This window comes from Pseudomonas sp. UV AK001 (assembly GCF_046097675.1).
In the GTDB taxonomy this organism is placed as follows: domain Bacteria; phylum Pseudomonadota; class Gammaproteobacteria; order Pseudomonadales; family Pseudomonadaceae; genus Aquipseudomonas; species Aquipseudomonas kribbensis.
On sequence record NZ_JBJUVZ010000003.1, the window covers coordinates 391,682 to 410,009 of the forward strand.

The 18,328-nt window shown below is 62.0% G+C and carries 14 protein-coding genes and 1 pseudogene; 2 read left to right on the plus strand and 13 right to left on the minus strand.

The window, feature by feature from the left end; genetic code table 11:
• Positions 1-52: 52 nt before the first annotated feature.
• The 8 genes from gcvP to arcD (ACKLNA_RS12775) all read right to left on the minus strand — a co-directional run bounded on the left by gcvP (position 53) and on the right by arcD (ACKLNA_RS12775) (position 10,655).
• On the minus strand, positions 53-2,905 hold the full coding sequence (gene gcvP, locus ACKLNA_RS12740) for an aminomethyl-transferring glycine dehydrogenase (RefSeq protein WP_408986052.1): 2,853 nt from the start codon (positions 2,903-2,905) through the stop codon (positions 53-55).
• A 10-nt stretch (positions 2,906-2,915) separates the two neighbouring features.
• Entirely contained in the window at positions 2,916-3,299 is a 384-nt protein-coding gene (gene gcvH, locus ACKLNA_RS12745; RefSeq protein WP_119427862.1) for a glycine cleavage system protein GcvH, read from the minus strand.
• 304 nt (positions 3,300-3,603) lie between these two features.
• Positions 3,604-5,112, minus strand: a complete 1,509-nt coding sequence (locus ACKLNA_RS12750; protein ID WP_114885058.1) for a sigma-54-dependent transcriptional regulator — start codon at positions 5,110-5,112, stop codon at positions 3,604-3,606.
• Positions 5,113-5,321: 209 nt separating this feature from the next.
• The gene (locus ACKLNA_RS12755; protein WP_408986053.1) at positions 5,322-5,684 is read right to left on the minus strand and encodes a DUF5064 family protein; all 363 of its coding nucleotides are present in this window, start codon (positions 5,682-5,684) and stop codon (positions 5,322-5,324) included.
• 64 nt (positions 5,685-5,748) lie between these two features.
• On the minus strand, positions 5,749-6,678 hold the full coding sequence (gene arcC / locus ACKLNA_RS12760) for a carbamate kinase (protein ID WP_248739185.1): 930 nt from the start codon (positions 6,676-6,678) through the stop codon (positions 5,749-5,751).
• Positions 6,679-6,751: 73 nt separating this feature from the next.
• Positions 6,752-7,762 (minus strand): ornithine carbamoyltransferase, encoded by a 1,011-nt coding sequence (locus ACKLNA_RS12765; protein ID WP_025126828.1) that lies wholly within the window; start codon positions 7,760-7,762, stop codon positions 6,752-6,754.
• Between the two features lie 174 nt (positions 7,763-7,936).
• Complete coding sequence (gene arcA, locus ACKLNA_RS12770; RefSeq protein ID WP_085709638.1) at positions 7,937-9,193, minus strand: arginine deiminase; 1,257 nt, start codon at positions 9,191-9,193, stop codon at positions 7,937-7,939.
• A 34-nt stretch (positions 9,194-9,227) separates the two neighbouring features.
• Positions 9,228-10,655, minus strand: coding sequence for an arginine-ornithine antiporter (arcD, locus tag ACKLNA_RS12775; protein WP_408986054.1), 1,428 nt, complete (start codon positions 10,653-10,655; stop codon positions 9,228-9,230).
• A 437-nt stretch (positions 10,656-11,092) separates the two neighbouring features.
• Here arcD (ACKLNA_RS12775) and arcD (ACKLNA_RS12780) point away from each other — a divergent pair, with 437 nt between their 5' ends.
• Positions 11,093-12,520 (plus strand): arginine-ornithine antiporter, encoded by a 1,428-nt coding sequence (gene arcD / locus ACKLNA_RS12780; RefSeq protein WP_408986055.1) that lies wholly within the window; start codon positions 11,093-11,095, stop codon positions 12,518-12,520.
• Positions 12,517-13,368, plus strand: a complete 852-nt coding sequence (locus ACKLNA_RS12785; RefSeq protein WP_408986056.1) for a DNA-3-methyladenine glycosylase family protein — start codon at positions 12,517-12,519, stop codon at positions 13,366-13,368. The genes arcD (ACKLNA_RS12780) and ACKLNA_RS12785 overlap by 4 nt, the downstream gene beginning before the upstream one ends.
• A 133-nt stretch (positions 13,369-13,501) precedes the next feature.
• Here ACKLNA_RS12785 and ACKLNA_RS12790 read toward each other — a convergent pair whose 3' ends face one another.
• From ACKLNA_RS12790 to ACKLNA_RS12810, 5 genes and pseudogenes are all read right to left on the minus strand, one after another.
• Entirely contained in the window at positions 13,502-14,848 is a 1,347-nt protein-coding gene (locus tag ACKLNA_RS12790; protein ID WP_408986057.1) for a CoA transferase, read from the minus strand.
• A 55-nt stretch (positions 14,849-14,903) separates the two neighbouring features.
• On the minus strand, positions 14,904-15,659 hold the full coding sequence (locus tag ACKLNA_RS12795; protein WP_371320921.1) for a methyl-accepting chemotaxis protein: 756 nt from the start codon (positions 15,657-15,659) through the stop codon (positions 14,904-14,906).
• A gap of 102 nt (positions 15,660-15,761) precedes the next feature.
• A pseudogene (locus ACKLNA_RS12800) lies at positions 15,762-17,120 on the minus strand (HAMP domain-containing protein); the annotation flags it as partial.
• A 102-nt stretch (positions 17,121-17,222) separates the two neighbouring features.
• Positions 17,223-17,618, minus strand: a complete 396-nt coding sequence (locus ACKLNA_RS12805; RefSeq protein ID WP_085709643.1) for a YbaN family protein — start codon at positions 17,616-17,618, stop codon at positions 17,223-17,225.
• 104 nt (positions 17,619-17,722) lie between these two features.
• Complete coding sequence (locus ACKLNA_RS12810) at positions 17,723-18,319, minus strand: biliverdin-producing heme oxygenase (RefSeq protein ID WP_085709644.1); 597 nt, start codon at positions 18,317-18,319, stop codon at positions 17,723-17,725.
• Between the last annotated feature and the right edge of the window lie 9 nt (positions 18,320-18,328).

Sequence of the window (18,328 nt, forward strand, 5' to 3'; positions counted from 1 at the left end):
TAGGCACATCAGGCACGCATGAAAGGGGCGGGCGACCCCGCCCCCTCACAGGTCAAGCGTAGCTTTCGATCGACGGGCAGGCGCAGACCAGGTTGCGGTCGCCGAACACGTTGTCGACACGACCGACCGGCGGCCAGTACTTGCCTTCGATCAACGACGCCACCGGGTACACCGCTTGTTCGCGGCTGTATGGGTGAGTCCACTCGCCGACCAGCTCTGCGGCGGTGTGCGGAGCGTTCTTCAGCGGGTTGTCGTCCTTGTCCAGGGTGCCGTTTTCCACTGCGCGGATTTCTTCGCGGATGCGGATCATGGCGTCACAGAAGCGGTCCAGTTCTTCCTTGGATTCACTTTCGGTCGGCTCGATCATCAGCGTGCCGGCCACCGGGAACGACATGGTTGGGGCGTGGAAGCCGAAGTCGATCAGGCGCTTGGCGACGTCATCGACGCTGATGCCGCTGCTGTCTTTCAACGGACGCAGATCCAGAATGCACTCGTGCGCCACCAGACCATTGCTGCCGGTGTACAGCACTGGATAGTGCTCTTCCAGGCGACGGGAAATGTAGTTGGCATTGAGGATCGCCAGCTGCGAAGCGCGCTTCAGACCTGCGCCACCCATCATGCGAATGTACATCCAGGTGATCGGCAGAATGCTCGCGCTGCCGAACGGCGCCGCGCAGACCGCGCCTTCCTTGCGTTCCATGTGGCCGTGGCCCGGCAGGAACGGAGTCAGGTGCGATTTCACGCCGATCGGGCCGACGCCCGGGCCGCCACCGCCGTGCGGAATGCAGAAGGTCTTGTGCAGGTTCAGGTGCGAGACGTCGCCGCCGAACTTGCCCGGGGCGCAGAGGCCGACCATCGCGTTCATGTTGGCGCCGTCGATGTACACCTGGCCGCCGTTGTCATGAATGATGCCGCAGATTTCGCGGATGCCTTCTTCGAACACGCCGTGGGTCGACGGGTAGGTGATCATCAGCGCGGCGAGGTGTTCGCGGTGCTCGATGGCCTTGGCGCGCAGGTCTTCGATGTCCACGTTGCCACGGGCGTCGCAGGCGGTCACGACCACACGCATGCCGGCCATGTTGGCGGTGGCCGGGTTGGTGCCGTGGGCGGACGACGGGATCAGGCAGATGTCGCGACGGTCTTCGCCACGGCTCTGGTGGTAGGCACGGATCGCCAGCAGACCTGCGTATTCACCCTGGGAACCGGCGTTCGGTTGCAGCGAGATTGCGTCGTAACCGGTGGCGGCGCAGAGCATCGCTTCCAGTTCGTCGGTCAGTTGCTGGTAACCGGCACTTTGCTCGGCCGGGGCGAACGGGTGCAGGGCGCCGAACTCGGCCCAGGTCACCGGGATCATTTCGCTGGCAGCGTTGAGCTTCATGGTGCACGAGCCCAGCGGGATCATGGTGCGATCCAGTGCCAGGTCCTTGTCCGCCAGTTTGCGCAGGTAGCGCATCAGCTCGGTTTCCGAGTGATAACGGTTGAACACCGGGTGGCTGAGGATTGGCGACTGACGTACCAGCGCGGCTGGAATCGTGCTTTGCACGGCAGCGGCGAGGGCGGCGAAATCAGGCAAAGCCTTGCCGTCGGCGAACAGGCCCCACAGGGTTTCGATATCGGCCTGGGTGGTGGTTTCGTCGACCGACAGGCCCAGACGCTGGGCATCGATCACACGCAGGTTGATCTGTTGGGCACGAGCCTTGTCATGCAGCGCGGCAGTTTGCGCGCCGGTGGCCAGGGTCAGGGTGTCGAAGAAGCTGGTTTGCTCGACGGTCACGCCCAGTGCGCTCAGGCCCTTGGCCAGGATCGCGGTCAGGTGATGCACGCGGTTGGCAATCCGGGTCAGACCTTTCGGACCGTGGTACACGGCGTACATGCTGGCGATGTTGGCCAGCAGCACTTGCGCGGTGCAGATGTTCGACGTGGCTTTCTCGCGGCGGATGTGTTGCTCGCGGGTCTGCATCGCCAGACGCAGGGCCGGCTTGCCGAAGCGGTCAACCGAGACGCCGACCAGACGGCCCGGCATGTCGCGCTTGAACGCATCTTTGGTGGAGAAGTAAGCCGCGTGCGGGCCACCGAAGCCCAGCGGAACGCCGAAACGCTGGGCGCTGCCGATGGCCACGTCCGCGCCGAATTCTCCCGGCGGGGTCAGCAGGGTCAGGGCCAGCAGGTCGGCGGCCACGGCCACCAGTGCGTTGGCGGCGTGGAAGCGCTCGGTCAGTTCGCGGTAGTCGAACACATCACCGTTGCTCGCCGGGTATTGCAGCAGCGCGCCGAAGAACGGCGTCACGTCAGTCAGTTCACGCTCGTCGCCGACCACCACTTCAATGCCCAGCGGCTCGGCACGGGTGCGCAGCACGTCGAGGGTTTGCGGGTGGCTGTGGATCGAGGCGAAGAACTGGTGGCTGCCCTTGTTCTTGCTCAGACGTTTGCAGAAGGTCATGGCTTCGGCAGCGGCGGTGGCTTCGTCGAGCAGGGAAGCGTTGGCGATCGGCAGGCCGGTGAGGTCGCTGATCAGGGTCTGGAAGTTCAGCAGCGCTTCGAGACGGCCCTGGGAAATTTCCGGCTGGTACGGGGTGTAAGCGGTGTACCAGGCCGGGTTTTCCAGCAGGTTGCGCAGGATCGGCGACGGCGTGTGGCAATTGTAGTAGCCCTGGCCGATGTAGGTCTTGAACAGCTGGTTCTTGCCGGCGATGCCTTTGATCATTGCCAGGGCATCGGCTTCGCTCAGGCCGTCGTCCAGACCGAGCACGCTGGTGCCCTTGATGCTTTCCGGGATGACGCTGGCGCTCAGGGCTTCGAGCGAGTCGAAGCCGAGGCTGTTGAGCATGGCCTGCTCGTCACCGGCGCGCGGGCCGATGTGACGGGCGATGAATTCGTTGGCGGTGCCGAGATTTACTTGGGTCATGTCAGGTTCCTCAGGCTTCGGCTTGGGCTTTGATCAGACGGTCGTAGGCGTCCTGATCCAGCAGCTTGGCGACGGCGGAAGCGTCGGCTGGCTTGAAGCGGAAAAACCAGCCTTCGCCCAGCGGATCTTCGTTGACCAGTTCAGGGGCATCCTCCAGCGCGGGGTTCACTGCCAGCACTTCACCATCCAGTGGCATGTAAACGCCGCTCGCGGCCTTGACCGATTCCACGGTGGCGGCTTCAGCGCCTTTCTCGTAAGCCTGCAGTTCAGGCAGTTGCACGAACACCACGTCGCCCAAAGCGTTCTGCGCGAAAGCGGTGATGCCAACGGTGACAGAACCATCGGCTTCGGCGCGCAGCCATTCGTGATCTTCAGTAAAACGCAACTCGCTCATGGAATCTCCTAGGGGCCAGACTCGTCTGGTGGACGCGGTGGATTACTTGGGCGGTAATGCCCTGATTTTATGAACGGTTACTTAGCAAGAACGCGGCCAACGTAAAAATATCGTTATAAATCAATGAGTTGATATTTTGTCGATGGGCTTTGAGGGTGGGGTGTGTAGCGAAATCGCTACAGCTCGGGGCGAAGAAAAAAGCTGAAGCGGATCAAAGCCTTGCACAGCGGTGATCGGAGGGGTGTGTAGCGATATCGTTCCGCTGTAGCGCTTTCAGTACAGATGGAGGTCGCTTTTGGCGGGGTCAGGCTTTTCCCGGAATCCCGTACTTGCGCAGCCGATGGGCAATTGCCGTGTGCGAAGTCTGCAGGCGGCCGGCCAGTTGGCGGGTCGAGGGGTAGCTGACGTAGAGTTTTTCCAGCAGCGATTTCTCGAAGGCTTCCACCGCTTCTTCCAGACTGTCGACGTCGGTGTCGGTCTGCCGCGCCACCGAGGTGCCGGCGATGTCGAGGTCGCCGATGTCCACCAGGCTGCTTTCGCAGATGGCGGCGGCGCGGAAAATCACGTTCTGCAATTGCCGCACGTTGCCCGGCCAGCGGTTGCCGAGCAGCGCCGGGTAAGTGCCCGGGGCGAGGCGGCAGACCGGGCGCTGGATCTGCGCGCAGGCCTGCTGCATGAAGTAGCGGGCCAGCAACAGAATATCCTGACCGCGTTCGCGCAACGGCGGCACTTCGACGTTGAGCACGTTGAGGCGGTAGAACAGGTCTTCGCGGAACAGGCCTTCGCTGACCATTTTTTCCAGGTCGCGGTGGGTCGCGCTGAGGATCCGCACATCGACTTTGACTTCGCGATCGCCGCCCACCCGACGGAAGCTGCCGTCGTTGAGGAATCGCAGCAGCTTGGCCTGCAAGTACGGCGACATCTCGCCGATCTCGTCGAGAAACACCGTGCCCTGGTTGGCCAGTTCCATCAGCCCCGGTTTGCCGCCCCGTTGTGCGCCGGTGAAGGCGCCGGGGGCATAGCCGAACAGTTCGCTCTCGGCGAGGTTCTCCGGCAGGGCCGCGCAGTTCAGCGCCAGAAACGGTGCGTTGTGCCGGGCGCTGATGGCGTGACAGGCGCGGGCCACCAGTTCCTTGCCGGTGCCGGTTTCGCCCTGGATCAGCAGCGGTGCATCGAGGGCCGCCACCCGTTGCGCCCGGGCCTTGAGCGTGCGGATCGGCGGCGACTCGCCGAGCAGCGCATCGAAACCTTCGGCATGGTCGTGGTGCAGCGCCGAGAGTTGTTCGCCGATGCGGTTCGGCTGATACAGGGTCAGCAGGGCGCCGGCGTCGGTGATCGGCGTGGCGTCCAGCAACAGGGTCTGGCCGTTGACGGTGATTTCCCGCAGTGGCAGACGGAAGCCCTGTTCGAGCAAGGTTTCGAGCAGGCCCGGATCGTTGAACAGCTCCGAGACGCTTTCGCCCGCCGGCTCGCGACCGTACAAGGCGATCAGCGCCGGGTTGGCCAGCAGCACCTTGCCGGCGCTGTCGAGGGCCAGCACCGGGTCGGTCATCGCCGCGAGCAACGCGTCGAGCTGCAAGTGCCGGCGCTGGCCGGGGAGGATGTCGACCACCACCACGGCTTCCACGCCGCGCACCCGAAACAGCGCGTCTTTCAGTTCTTCGAGCACTTGCGGGCTGAGGGTCGGGGCGTCGATGTAGACGTTGGGGGGGACCATTTCCACCGCATCCAGATTGAGATTGCGTCCACCGAGAATCGCCAGGACTTCCTGGGTGATGCCGACGCGGTCGATGAAACTGACGTGGATACGCATGGGGTGGTTCTGGGTTCTGGAGTGCGGAGGGGGGCAAGTATGCCTTGGGGCGGGGAAATGGTGAAACCGGACGCGTTCTTCCGCTGGCTACATACCCTTGTGGGAGCGAGCTTGCTCGCGAATGCGGTGTATCAGCAATGAAGATATGGACTGACAGAGCGCTTTCGCGAGCAAGCTCGCTCCCACAGGGGGTATGCGGTGAGTTCGGGTTACTCGAAATGCTCGGGATTGACCGGATCCCCGGATTTCATATTCAACTGCATACGAATGTCTTCAAACATCAAATCGTAATGCTTGTGCACCGAGCCGATCTGGCTGTGGCTCTTGGGGATGCCGTACTTTTCGGCAATCTGCGTCACGTTGCGCGCGAAGTTGTAGGCCTCTTCCTTGGGCAGAAAGAACGGTTCGTTGACCTCTTTGCCCTGGATGCTTCCAACCAGCCGGAACTGTATCCCTTTGCCTTTTTGCGGATCCTGCGACACCTCGTATTCGAGGCGGATGTTGTAGTTGACATCATCTTTGGTCAACGCGTGCCGCTCGATGTGCAAATGACCGGGTTCGAACTGGGCCATGGTGTTCTCTCCTTTCAAGGCATGGGAGAAGGGCAGACCTGGAGTCTGCCCCAGTGTTTCTTTTTTATCGGTAGGTGATGCCGGGTTTCGAGGTGCTCACCCGCGTACCGGCGGTGCCCTGGACGATGGCTTCGATGTCCGCCAGCGAACCGATCACCGCGACCTTGCCAGTATGGCGTGCAAATTCGCAAGCTGCCTGCACCTTCGGCCCCATGGAACCGGCGGCGAAGCCCAGACGTTCGAGCTCGTCCGGGTGGGCCTGGGCGATGGCTTTCTCGGTGGGTTTTTTGAAGTCGATGTACGCCGCGTTGACGTCGGTGGCGATTACCAGCAAGTCCGCTTCCAGCTGTTCGGCGAGCAGCGACGAGCACAGGTCTTTGTCGATGACCGCCTCAATGCCTTTGAGGTTGCGCTTCTCGTCGTACATGGTCGGGATGCCGCCACCGCCGGCGCAGATCACGATGCTGCCCTTGTCCAGCAGCCACTTGATCGGGCGGATCTCGAAGATGCGCTTGGGTTTCGGGCTGGCCACCACACGACGGTATTTGTCACCGTCGGCCTTGACCACCCAGCCTTTCTCTTTGGCCAGGCGCTCGGCTTCTTCTTTGGCATAGACCGGGCCGATGAATTTGGTCGGGTCCTTGAAAGCCGGATCCTTGGGATCGACTTCGACCTGGGTGAGCAGGGTGGCGAACGGGACTTCGAAGTCCAGCAGATTGCCCAGTTCCTGTTCGATGATGTAGCCGATCATGCCTTCGGTTTCGGCACCGAGCACGTCCAGAGGGTAGGCCTCATCGGGTTTATAGGAGAGGCCCTGCAACGACAGCAGGCCGACTTGCGGGCCATTGCCGTGGGCGATGACCAGTTGATTGCCGGGGTGGATCTTGGCGATTTGCTCGGTGGCGATGCGGATGTTGGCGCGCTGGTTGTCAGCGGTCATCGGCTCGCCACGGCGGAGCAGGGCGTTACCGCCCAGAGCTACGACGATACGCATAATGCAGTCCTTTCAGAATTCGGTGAGCCTGCGGGGGCAGCCTTCGGCGGCACCCGCAGGTCAGGGGCAACGCTTACAGATCAGCCAGGGTCGATACCAGAATCGCCTTGATGGTGTGCATGCGGTTTTCCGCTTGCTCGAAGGCGATGCAGGCCGGCGACTCGAACACGTCGTCGGTCACTTCGATGCCGTTGGCCAGGTGCGGATACTGTTCGGCGATCTGTTTGCCGACCTTGGTATCGCTGTTGTGGAACGCCGGCAGGCAGTGCATGAACTTGGTGCGCGGGTTGCCGGTAGCTTTCATCAGTTGTGCGTTGACCTGATACGGCAGCAGTTGCTCGATGCGCTCGGCCCAGGCTTCAACCGGTTCACCCATCGATACCCAGACGTCGGTGTGGATGAAGTCCACGCCTTTCACGGCGGCTTTCGGGTCTTCGGTCAGGGTGATGCGGGCACCGCTTTCTTCCGCATATTTTTTGCAGCGCTGTACCAGATCATCGTGGGGCCACAGGGCTTTCGGCGCGCAGATGCGCACGTCCATGCCGAGTTTGGCGCCGACCAGCAGCAGCGAGTTGCCCATGTTGTTGCGCGCATCGCCCAGGTAGGCGTAGCTGATCTCGTGGATCGGCTTGTCGGCGTGCTCACGCATGGTCAGTACGTCGGCGATCATCTGGGTCGGGTGATATTCATCGGTCAGGCCGTTGAACACCGGTACGCCGGCGAACTTGGCCAGCTCTTCGACGATTTCCTGCTTGAAGCCACGGTACTCGATGGCGTCGTACATGCGACCCAGCACGCGAGCTGTGTCCTTCATGCTTTCCTTATGGCCGATCTGCGAGGAATTCGGGTCGATGTAGGTGACGTTGGCGCCCTGGTCATAGGCGGCGACTTCGAACGCGCAGCGGGTACGGGTCGAGGTTTTTTCGAAGATCAGGGCGATGTTGTTGCCCTTCAGGTGTTGCTGCTCGGTGCCGGTGTACTTGGCGCGTTTCAGGTCGCGGGACAGGTCGAGCAGGTAACGCAGCTCACGTGGGGTGTGGTGTTCCAGGCTGAGCAGGTTACGGTTGTGGATGTTGAAAGCCATGATGGATCTCCTTGCCCGACACTGTGAAAGCTACTGCGCTCGGAAATACTGCGTTAAAAACAGGCTCGGAATGCTCATTTACAGCCAGTAAACTCCGCTTCCTCGCCTGTTTTTGCCTTGTCTTTCCTTCGCTCGCTACGCTTTCACAGCGCCGGGTCGTTTTAAGTCAAAAAGTTAGTAGTCGATCGGGTCGCGGATGATCGGGCAGGTCATGCAGTGGCCACCGCCACGGCCACGGCCCAGTTCGCCGGCGCTGATGGTGATGACTTCCACGCCTGCCTTGCGCAGCAGGGTGTTGGTGTAGGTGTTGCGGTCGTAGCCGATGACCACGCCCGGTTCCACGGCCACCACGTTGTTGCCGTCATCCCATTGCTCGCGTTCGGCGGCGAAGCTGTTGCCGCCGGTTTCCACGACGCGCAGGTTCGGCAGGTTCAGCGAGTTGGCCACGACTTCGAGGAACGTTTTGTTCTCCCGTCGTACGTCCAGACCGTAAGGTTTGCTTTCGTCAGGACGAATGATGAACGGCACGATTTCCTTGACCACTTCCGGGAAGATCGTGACCAGGTCGCGGTCGCAGAAGCTGAACACGGTGTCCAGGTGCATCGCCGCGCGGGATTTCGGCAGGCCGGCAACCACGACTTTTTCCACCGCGCCCTTGGCGAACAGCGATTGCGCCAGTTGGCCGATGGCCTGGCGCGAAGTGCGCTCGCCCATGCCGATCAACACCACGCCATTGCCGATCGGCATCACGTCGCCGCCCTCGAGGGTGGCCTTGCCGTGGTCCTTGTCCGGGTCGCCGTACCAGACTTCGAAGTCGGCACCGGTGAAGTCAGGGTGGAATTTATAGATGGCGGTGGTCAGCAGGGTTTCCTGACGACGGGCTGGCCAGTACATCGGGTTGAGGGTCACACCGCCGTAGATCCAGCAAGTGGTGTCGCGGGTGAACTGGGTGTTGGGCAGCGGGTCGAGCAGGAAGCTGGAGTGGCCCAGGTAGTCGCGGTACATCTTGATCACGCTGGCGCCTTCGCTGTCCGGCAGATCCTCGCCGGCCACGCCGCCGATCAGGAACTCGGCGAGCTTGCGTGGTTCCAGGCCTTCGAGCCAGCTGCGCACTTCGTTGGTCAGGCCGACACCGACGGTGTCCGGGGTGATCTTGCGATCCAGAATCCATTTCAGTGCTTCGGGGTTGCCGACGATGTCGGTCAGCAGGTTGTGCATTTCCAGCACTTCGATCCCGCGCTCGCGCATCTTGGTGACGAAGTCGAAGTGGTCGCGCTTGGCCTGATTGACCCAGATCACATCGTCGAACAGCAGTTCGTCGCAGTTGCTCGGGGTCAGCCGCTGGTGGGCCAGACCTGGGGAACAAACCATGACTTTGCGCAGTTTGCCGGCTTCGGAATGGACGCCGTACTTAACTTTTTCCGTGGTCATTTCAGTGATCCTCCAGAGATAAAACGTTTGGCAATTACAGAGTCAGGAAGCCGTCGTAGAGACCGTAGGCCGCCACCAGGGCACCCACGACCACCGCGGCGAAAATCAGCTTCTCGACGTTGGTGAAAATCGGTTGTTTGAGTTCGAGCTTGGCCTTGGCGAACAGGATCGCGCCGGGCGCATAGAGCAGGGCCGAGAGCAGCAGGTACTTCACGCCGCCGGCGTAGAGCAGCCAGACCGCGTAGATCAGGGCGATACCGCCGATGATCAGATCCTTGCGGCGTTCGGCCGCGAAGCCTTCGTAGCTTTCGCCACGCACCGCCAGCAGCAGGGCGTAGGCCGCCGACCACAGGTACGGCACCAGAATCATCGAAGTGGCGAGGTAGATCAGCGACAGGTAAGTGCTGGCCGAGAACAGGGTGATGACCAGGAACAGCTGGACCATCGCGTTGGTCAGCCACAGGGCGTTGACCGGCACATGGTTGGCGTTCTCCTTGCGCAGGAACTCCGGCATGGTGTGGTCCTTGGCGGCGGCGAACATGATCTCCGCACACAGCAGCACCCACGACAGCAGTGCCCCGAGCAGCGAGATGATCAGGCCGACGCTGATCAGCACCGCGCCCCAGTGACCGACCACATGCTCCAGCACGGCGGCCATCGACGGGTTCTGCAATTTGGCCAGTTCCGGTTGGGTCATGATCCCCAGCGACAGCACGTTCACCAGCACCAGGAACAGCAGCACGGTGATGAAACCGATCACGGTGGCTTTACCCACATCCGAACGTTTTTCCGCCCGGGCCGAGAAGATGCTTGCGCCTTCGATGCCGATGAACACCCACACGGTGACCAGCATCATGTTGCGCACCTGGTTCATCACGCTGCCCAGATCCGGGTTTTTCACACCCCAGATGTCGGCGGTGAAGATGTCCAGTTTGAAGGCGAAAATCGCGATCAGGACGAACAGCAGCAGCGGCACGACCTTGGCGACGGTGGTCACGAGGTTGATGAACGCCGCTTCCTTGATCCCGCGCAGCACCAGAAAGTGCACGGCCCACAGCAGCACCGAGGCACCAATCACGGCGGCAACGGTGTTGCCTTCACCGAAAATCGGAAAGAAGTAGCCAAGGGTACTGAACAGCAGAACGAAGTAACCGACGTTGCCCAGCCAGGCACTGATCCAGTAGCCCCAGGCGGACGAGAAACCCATGTAGTCGCCAAACCCGGCCTTGGCGTAGGCGTACACGCCGCCGTCCAGGTCAGGTTTGCGATTGGCGAGGGTTTGAAAGACGAAAGCGAGGGTGAGCATGCCGACGGCGGTGATGGCCCACCCGATCAGTACCGCACCGACGTCGGCGCTGGCGGCCATGTTTTGTGGCAAAGAGAATATCCCGCCACCGATCATTGATCCGACTACCAGGGCAACCAGTGCACCTAGTCGTAGTTTTCCGGGAGCTTCAGACATTGCATGACTCCATTGCAGGAGAGAAGAGTTCACAGCGTAGTTCTGTTGACTGTTCAAACAGCTGACATAGATCAGTGCATGGCCACATTCCATTGTTAATGAATGACTTATGAAACCGCTGCAGGCATAAGGCTACTGTCTGGAAGGCCCGTCCCAGAGGCCTTTGGTCGATTTGATTGGGAATGGATCCTATTACTTTCGAGTTATCACGCTAGTTGCTTTTCGGGTTTTGGCAAATTTTTCACATCTGTTTTCAGTACAGAATTGATTTATTAGGATCGGCGCACAAAACTGACTTAACGTGCTAGGCGTTAGCGTCATCCGCTATATATAAGTGGGTGTTTGTTGGCATTACCTGATAAACGTCTTCGACTGTTAGCCGTTTAGTTAATAGTTGTTACAAATAAAACCTCACCACATCTTTCAAGGAGATTTGTATGTCGCAACCGACGCAAAAGCTGCGCCTTGGCGCGCTGATCGCCCTGGTGGTGGGTTCGATGATTGGCGGGGGGATTTTCTCCTTGCCGCAGAACATGGCGGCGCGAGCCGATGCCGGCGCCATCCTGATCGGCTGGGGAATCACCGCCATCGGCATGCTGACCCTGGCGTTCGTGTTCCAGACCCTGGCCAACCGCAAGCCGGAGCTGGATTCCGGCGTCTATGCCTATGCCAAGGCCGGGTTTGGCGACTACATGGGTTTCTCCTCCGCCTGGGGTTACTGGATCAGTGCCTGGCTGGGCAACGTCGGGTATTTCGTGCTGTTGTTCAGCACCCTCGGCTACTTCTTTCCGGTGTTCGGCCAGGGCAACACGCCGATTGCCATCGGTTGCGCCTCGGTGCTGCTGTGGGCCGTGCATTTTCTGGTGATGCGCGGGATCAAGGAGGCGGCGTTCATCAACCAGCTGACCACCGTGGCCAAGATCGTGCCGCTGATCATGTTCATCGTCATCGCTGCCGTGGCGTTCAAGGCTGACGTGTTTACCCGCGACATCTGGGGCCGCAGCAACCCGAACTTCGGCGGGGTGATGGATCAGGTGCGCAACATGATGCTGGTCACCGTGTTCGTGTTCATCGGTATCGAAGGCGCCAGCGTGTATTCGGCGCGGGCCGAGAAACGTTCGGATGTCGGCCGGGCCACGGTGATCGGTTTCATCGGCGTGCTGGCGCTGCTGGTGCTGGTCAACGTGCTGTCGCTGGGGATCATGAGCCAGCCGGAACTGGCGACCCTGCAGAACCCTTCGCTGGCGGCGGTGCTGGAACACATCGTCGGGCCGTGGGGCGCGCTGGCGATCAGCATCGGTCTGGCGATTTCGTTGCTCGGCGCATTGTTGTCATGGGCGCTGCTGTGCGCCGAAATCCTCTTCGCCACCGCCAAGGACAAGACCATGCCGGCATTCCTGAAAAAGGAAAACGCCAACCACGTGCCGGTCAATGCGCTGTGGCTGACCAACGTGATGATCCAGATTTTTCTGTTGATCACGCTGTTTTCCGCCGGCACCTACACCAGCCTGATCTACCTCGCCTCGTCGATGATTCTGGTGCCGTACCTGTGGTCGGCGGCCTATGCGGTGCTGTTGAGCGGGCGCGGCGAAACCTACGAACATGCCTCGGCCGAACGTACCAAGGACTTGCTGATCGGCGGCATCGCTCTGTGCTATGCCGTGTGGTTGCTGTACGCCGGCGGGGTGAAATACCTGCTGTTGTCGGCGCTGCTGTATGCCCCGGGGGTGATCCTGTTCGCCAAGGCCAAGCATGAGCAGGGTGAGCCGCTGTTCACCACCATCGAAAAGGGGATTTTCACCTGCGTGATCGCCGGGGCCGGGCTCGCGGCCTACGGCTTGTACAGCGGCTTGCTGTCACTGTGAGGCTGCGGCTCGAATACCAGGGGCCCTACGACTGGCCGGCGATGCTCGGGTTTCTCGCCGCGCGGGCGGTGGTCGGGATGGAGACCGTGGCCGATGCTGTGTATTCGCGCAGCATCGGGTTGAACGGCGTTCACGGCACGGTTTCGGTCTGGCCCGGTGACGGCGATGCGCTGGAGGTCGAGCTGGATTTCCCCGATCCTTCAGCGGTTCCCGAGATCATTATGCGCCTGCGTCGGCTGTTCGATCTGGATGCGGATCTGCCGACGATGCAGCGGCATTTGAAGGCAGATCCGCTGCTTGCGCGGTTGATTGCCGAGCGTCCGGGATTGCGGGTGCCGGGGGCGTGGGACGGTCTGGAACTGGCGTTTCGGGCGGTGCTGGGGCAGCAGATTACCGTGGTCGGGGCGATCCGGCTGGCGGGGAAACTGCTGGCGCAGTATGGCGAGCCGTTGCGTTCATCGGTGCCCGGACTGACTCACGTCTTTCCTCGGGCAGCCGTTTTGGCGAGCGCCGATCTGGCGACGCTGGGCATGCCGAAAAGTCGCGGGCGCACCTTGTCCGGGGTGGCGCAGGCGTCGCTGGATGATCCGCTGCTGTTTGAATCAGGAACGGCGCGGTTGCTGGCGCTTCACGGTATTGGCGACTGGACGGCGCAATACATTGCCCTGCGGCAGTTGCGGGACATGGACGGGTTCCCGACCGGGGATGTGGGGTTGCTGCGAGCACTGGAGGTGCTGGAAGGGGAGCGGATGACGGCGCGGGAATTGTCTGCCCGCGCCGAGGCCTGGCGACCGTTTCGCGGTTATGCGGCGCAGGTGTTGTGGACATCCTTGAGTCGTGCGGATTGACCCTGATTCTGGTTTGTAAGTTCTGGCCTCTTCGCGAGCAAGCTCGCTCCCACAAGGATTGGCGATCAGTCCAGGAATGTGGCGTCCCCGATCCACTGTGGGAGCGAGCTTGCTCGCGAAAGCGGTGGAAAGGTCACCACTGCGGTTGATGTGAACCCAACTCGGTGGCCGGCAATGCCCACTGCAATGGCGTCCCGCTGATCTTCAAAGGCGCTTGCAGCCGATGCGCCGGCCCCCAGGGCGTCTGCTCCATTTGCAAGCTCTGATCTTTTGCATCTTCCGGACGCAGCACTTCGTCCGTCCCCGGCCCATGCTCAATCAACAACTTCGCCGTCCGCGCCAGCGACAATCGCGCGGACCCACCTCGACCACTGCGCAGCCTCTCGGCCAGCAACCGGATCACACTCGCCGCCATCAGATACCCCGTCGCATGATCCAGCGCCTGCACCGGCAACGGCGTCGGTTTGTCCGCCTGCTTCCAGCGCTGTCCCGCCTCGGCAATCCCGCTGCTCATCTGCACCAGACTGTCGAAGCCCCGACGGTTCTGCCACGGGCCGCTCCAGCCGTAGGCGTTGAGGCAGACATCGATCAGCCCCGGTGCCAGTTGTCGGCGACGTTCGGCGCCGAAACCGAGGTGTTCAAGCGCATCGGCGCGATAGCCGTGCAGCAGAATGTCCGCATCCTTGAGCAAACCTTCGAACACTGCACGATCTGCCGGTTGATGCAGATCCAGCCGCGCACAGCGTTTGCCGAGGGTGACTTCCGGCACTACGCCGGGTTCGTTCCAGGTCGGCGGGTCGATGCGCAGGACATTGGCGCCCAGCCCCGCGAGAAAGCGGCTGGCGGTCGGGCCGGCGAGCACGCGGGTCAGATCGAGCACCTTGAGCCCGGCCAATGGCTGCGCCACCGAGCCTTGCCAGGGCTGATGACTTTCTTCTTTCTCATCACTGAAACTCACCAGGGGTTCGGCATTCACCGCCAACCCTTGGGGATGTTTCTGCCACTGTTCCCAACTGCGCATTTCGGCAGCACAACCCTTGGCCTCGACCACCGCTCGCTCCAGATCGGCACTGGCCCATTGCGCGACTTTCGCTGCCATGGCCGCACGGTCGGCACACGCACCCAGCACGCTTTCAGCGGCGGCGCGATGATGCGGGGCGTTGGTGTGCAGGCGGATCCAGCCGTCTCGGGTCGCGTAGTCGCCGGCCACCGGATCCCATAGCGGCGGCACTTCCCAGCCGATCGGTCGAAGCGACGTGGCGAACCAGAACGAGGCCAGTCGGCGGTCGACTTCTACGGTGGGCGAGTCGCCGGTTTGTTGCTGAAGAAGTTCGGCGACGGCTTGCCCGGCCGCGGCAATGCTCGCGCAGGCAAGGTCGGTGACGGCAAACGCCGAGGGTAGGGCGCCCTCGGCGGTGAACGGAATCGGCGTGCGGGACAAGCCAAGTGCGGCTTGAATGGACGTGAGCAGATCAGTCATCGAAGGCCCTCCGGGAGAGGGCCTGATCATAGAACAGATGACGATCGGGGGGAGGTCAGACGCGGAACTGATCCATCAATTTCATCTGCTGACTGGCCAGGGCATTCAACTGGCTGCTGATCGCCGCCGATTCGGTGGCCTGTTCGGTCAGGGTTTCGGTGACGGTACGAATGGCCGAGACATTGCGATTGACCTCTTCGGCCACCGCACTCTGCTGTTCGGCGGCGCTGGCGATCTGCAGGTTCATGTCACTGATGACGGTGACCGCGTCGCTGATCTTGCCGAGCGCGTCCACGGCCTGGCGGATCTGCCCGGCGTTGTTGTGAGCCTGGGTCTGGCTCGAATGCATGGTCGCGACCACGCCACGGGTGCCGGTCTGGATGCGTTCGATGACCACGCGGATTTCTTCCACCGAATCCTGCGTGCGCTTGGCCAGGTTACGCACTTCGTCGGCCACCACCGCGAAACCACGACCGCTTTCACCGGCACGGGCTGCTTCGATCGCGGCGTTCAGCGCCAGCAGGTTGGTCTGTTCGGCAATGCTGCGGATCACTTCCAGCACCGAACCGATCTGCTCGCTGTTGACCGCCAGTTCTTCAACCTCGGTCACCGCTTTGCTGACTTCGTCGGCCAGTTGGTTGATGTCGCGGGTGCTGCGCTCGATGATCGACATCCCGTCCTTGGCCGACTGGTCGGCGCCTTTCGCCGCGTTGGCCGCGTTCGAGGCGCTGTTGGCGACGTCGTGGGCGGTGGCGCTCATTTCGTTGGACGCGGTGGCCACCTGATCGATTTCGCGGAACTGCACCTGCATGCCTTCGCTGGTCTGGCGGGCGATTTCCGACGACTGATCGGCGGTGCCACGGGCTTCGGTGATGCTTTGTTTGATCTGGGCGATGGTCGGCTGCAGCTTGTCGAGGAAGCGGTTGAACCAGTTCACCAGTTCGCCCAGTTCATCCTTCTTGGTGTAGTTCAGGCGCTGGGTCAGATCGCCTTCGCCGCTGGCGATGTTCTTCAGCATCTCGGCGACGCTGTTGATCGGCCGGGTCACGCCCGAGGCGGTGAGCCAGATCAGCACCAGGCCGATCAGGCCGGCGATCACGGCCACCGCCAACGCGGTCATCACGCCGGTTTGCTGAGCGTCATCGAGCACCGCTTGCAGCTTGACCGAGTCGGCCAGCAGCACTTGTTTCGGCAGGTCGATGACCACGCCCCAGGCCCGGGAGTTGCCGATCGGATCGACCGGGTACACGGCGCGGATCAGGTCGCCCTGTTCGAGAATCTTCGGTGTGCCGGCGCTCAGCAGTTGCAGGATGTCCTTGCCTTCGGCGCCCAGGGTTTCGGCGATGCTTTTGCCGACCTTGGTCGCGTCGGTGCTGTAGGCGCCGAGCACGCCGCTGCCGGAGACAATCAACATGTGCCCGGCACCGTTGAACAGTTCGCGCTGGGAACCCACGGCCGCCGCTTGCAGGGCGTCGAGGGCGATGTCGATGCCGACCACGCCGATGGCCTTGCCGTCCACCAGCAACGGCACGGAAATGGTGGTCATGAGCATTTCCTTGGTGCCCACGGTGTCGGCGTACGGGTCGAGCAGGCAGGTGCGCTTGTTGTCGCGAGGGCAGGTGTACCAGCTGTTGTAAGGCGTGCCGCTGACGCTGAGGGTGGTCTTGGTCATGTCTTCTTCGACCATGATCGTGTTCAGCGCAGATCCCGCGGCGCGGCTCCAGTAGGTGGCGAAGCGCCCGACTTCGTTGGACTGGCGCGCGGCGTCATTGACGAACTCGCTGTCCTTGCCGTCCAGGCCGTTGGGTTCGAAGGCCAGCCAGATACCCAGCACCTTGCTGTTGCGCTCGAACGCGGTTTTCAGGCTCAGGTTCAATTCTTCACGCAAGGCCCCGGCGTCCAGCGAACGCTTGGTGGCCATGACGCGCATGTCCTTGATCTGGTCGGCCAGTGCGGTGATCACCAGCAGGCTCTCGCCGAAGGTTTTCTGCACCTGCACCGCCTGTTCGGCCGCCTTGGCCTGCAGCAGGTTCTGCACGCTGGCGGTGAGCATTTTGCTGCTCGAGTCGCTGACCAGTTCGTCGTTCTGGTTGGTCTGGTAGATGTTGATGCCGACGATCAGCGCAACCACGCCGAGCAGGCACAGCCCGGACAGCAGGACGATTTTCAGGCGAATGGACAGGGAGTCGAACATGGGGTGTTCTCGCGAATGAATGAACTGTTGGCTACGGGGCACGGAATTGCCCGGTTCGCCAAATCCATTCAGCGCCATTCAATGCTCATCGGCGCGGGGCGAGGGTGCATGAGGCGCATGCCGACGAACGGTCACGGCAAAACGTTTGCGCGGGCAAAAGCCCTGAAAAGAAGGGGAAAATCAGGAAATCTTCGGCAGCGATTCCGGTCGAGACCAGATCCACAAGTTGCCCAGGGTCATGCCGGCAATCGCCAGGTAAACCGGCCAGCCGTGATCGAGCACCACCAGCATCAGGGTGGCGCACAGCAGCATGCTGACGGTGGCGCTGACCTTGGCTTTGCGGGCGATGATCTTGCCGTTGCGCCAGTTGCTCAGGATCGGACCGAACAGCCGATGGTTTTCCAGCCAGGCACTCAGGCGCGGCGAACTGCGGGTCGCGGCCCAGGCGGCGAGCAGGATGAATTCGGTGGTCGGCAGGCCGGGCACGACGATGGCGATCAGGCCGATGCCGAGGCTGACATAGGCGAGCAGGCCGAACAGCAGGCGGGCGAGTCGGGAGGAGGCGGGTTGGGGCATGGGCTCGAAGTGCGTGAGGCGAAACGGGGATTCTACAGGCTGGCGGCATTCCCATGTGGAAGCTGGTTTTCCAGCTCCCCCAGGGTTTTGTGTCGGGCTTGGGATCAGGCCGGTTCGGCTTCCGTGGCGTAAGCCTGTTCCAGCAGCACGGTGAAACGGTTGAACGCGTCGATCGCACCTTGCTCCACTTCGGCTTCTTCTTCGGCGCTGAATTGCAGTGAATCAAGGGTACGCACGAAGCTCTTCCAGCCTTCGGCGCGACCGCCTTCAGGCTCGCCCAGATGACGGGCGCCGAAGGTTTCGCTCAGTTCCAGCGCGACGGCGCGTTTGATCAGGAACGCCGCGCCGAGCTTGGAGCCCTCGGACACGAAGATCCAGCCCAGGGCGCGGGCCTTGCTCGGGTTTTTCACCGCACCGGCCACTGGCGCAGGCACTTCGGTGTCGAGGTCCGCAAGGTCGGCCTTGGCCGCTTCGGCGCGGCAGCGGGCCGGCAGATCAGGGACGATCGCGGTCAGTTCGGCATCGTTGTACAGCGAGACCAGTTCCGACTGGAACAGGTACTGCGCGACCACGAAGCGGGCGAAATTGGCGCGGGTCTCGAACGGCGCATGGGCCTTCACCAGCGCATCGAGCTTGCTGTGCGGCTCGTGGGTGATCTGGTTCAGGCGTTGCGAACGCAGGGCTTTTTCCGGAGTGCTCATGAGATGTCC

Coding starts and splice junctions, on each gene's coding strand:
- gcvH (WP_119427862.1), bottom strand. CDS start 3,299: ATGAGCGAGTTGCGTTTTACTGAAGATCACGAATGGCTGCGCGCCGAA.
- ACKLNA_RS12765 (WP_025126828.1), bottom strand. CDS start 7,762: ATGGCTTTCAACATCCACAACCGTAACCTGCTCAGCCTGGAACACCAC.
- ACKLNA_RS12810 (WP_085709644.1), bottom strand. CDS start 18,319: ATGAGCACTCCGGAAAAAGCCCTGCGTTCGCAACGCCTGAACCAGATC.
- ACKLNA_RS12790 (WP_408986057.1), bottom strand. CDS start 14,848: ATGACTGATCTGCTCACGTCCATTCAAGCCGCACTTGGCTTGTCCCGC.
- arcA (WP_085709638.1), bottom strand. CDS start 9,193: ATGACCACGGAAAAAGTTAAGTACGGCGTCCATTCCGAAGCCGGCAAA.
- arcD (WP_408986054.1), bottom strand. CDS start 10,655: ATGTCTGAAGCTCCCGGAAAACTACGACTAGGTGCACTGGTTGCCCTG.
- gcvP (WP_408986052.1), bottom strand. CDS start 2,905: ATGACCCAAGTAAATCTCGGCACCGCCAACGAATTCATCGCCCGTCAC.
- arcC (WP_248739185.1), bottom strand. CDS start 6,678: ATGCGTATCGTCGTAGCTCTGGGCGGTAACGCCCTGCTCCGCCGTGGC.
- arcD (WP_408986055.1), top strand. CDS start 11,093: ATGTCGCAACCGACGCAAAAGCTGCGCCTTGGCGCGCTGATCGCCCTG.
- ACKLNA_RS12805 (WP_085709643.1), bottom strand. CDS start 17,618: ATGCCCCAACCCGCCTCCTCCCGACTCGCCCGCCTGCTGTTCGGCCTG.
- ACKLNA_RS12755 (WP_408986053.1), bottom strand. CDS start 5,684: ATGGCCCAGTTCGAACCCGGTCATTTGCACATCGAGCGGCACGCGTTG.
- ACKLNA_RS12795 (WP_371320921.1), bottom strand. CDS start 15,659: ATGCAGGTGCAGTTCCGCGAAATCGATCAGGTGGCCACCGCGTCCAAC.
- ACKLNA_RS12750 (WP_114885058.1), bottom strand. CDS start 5,112: ATGCGTATCCACGTCAGTTTCATCGACCGCGTCGGCATCACCCAGGAA.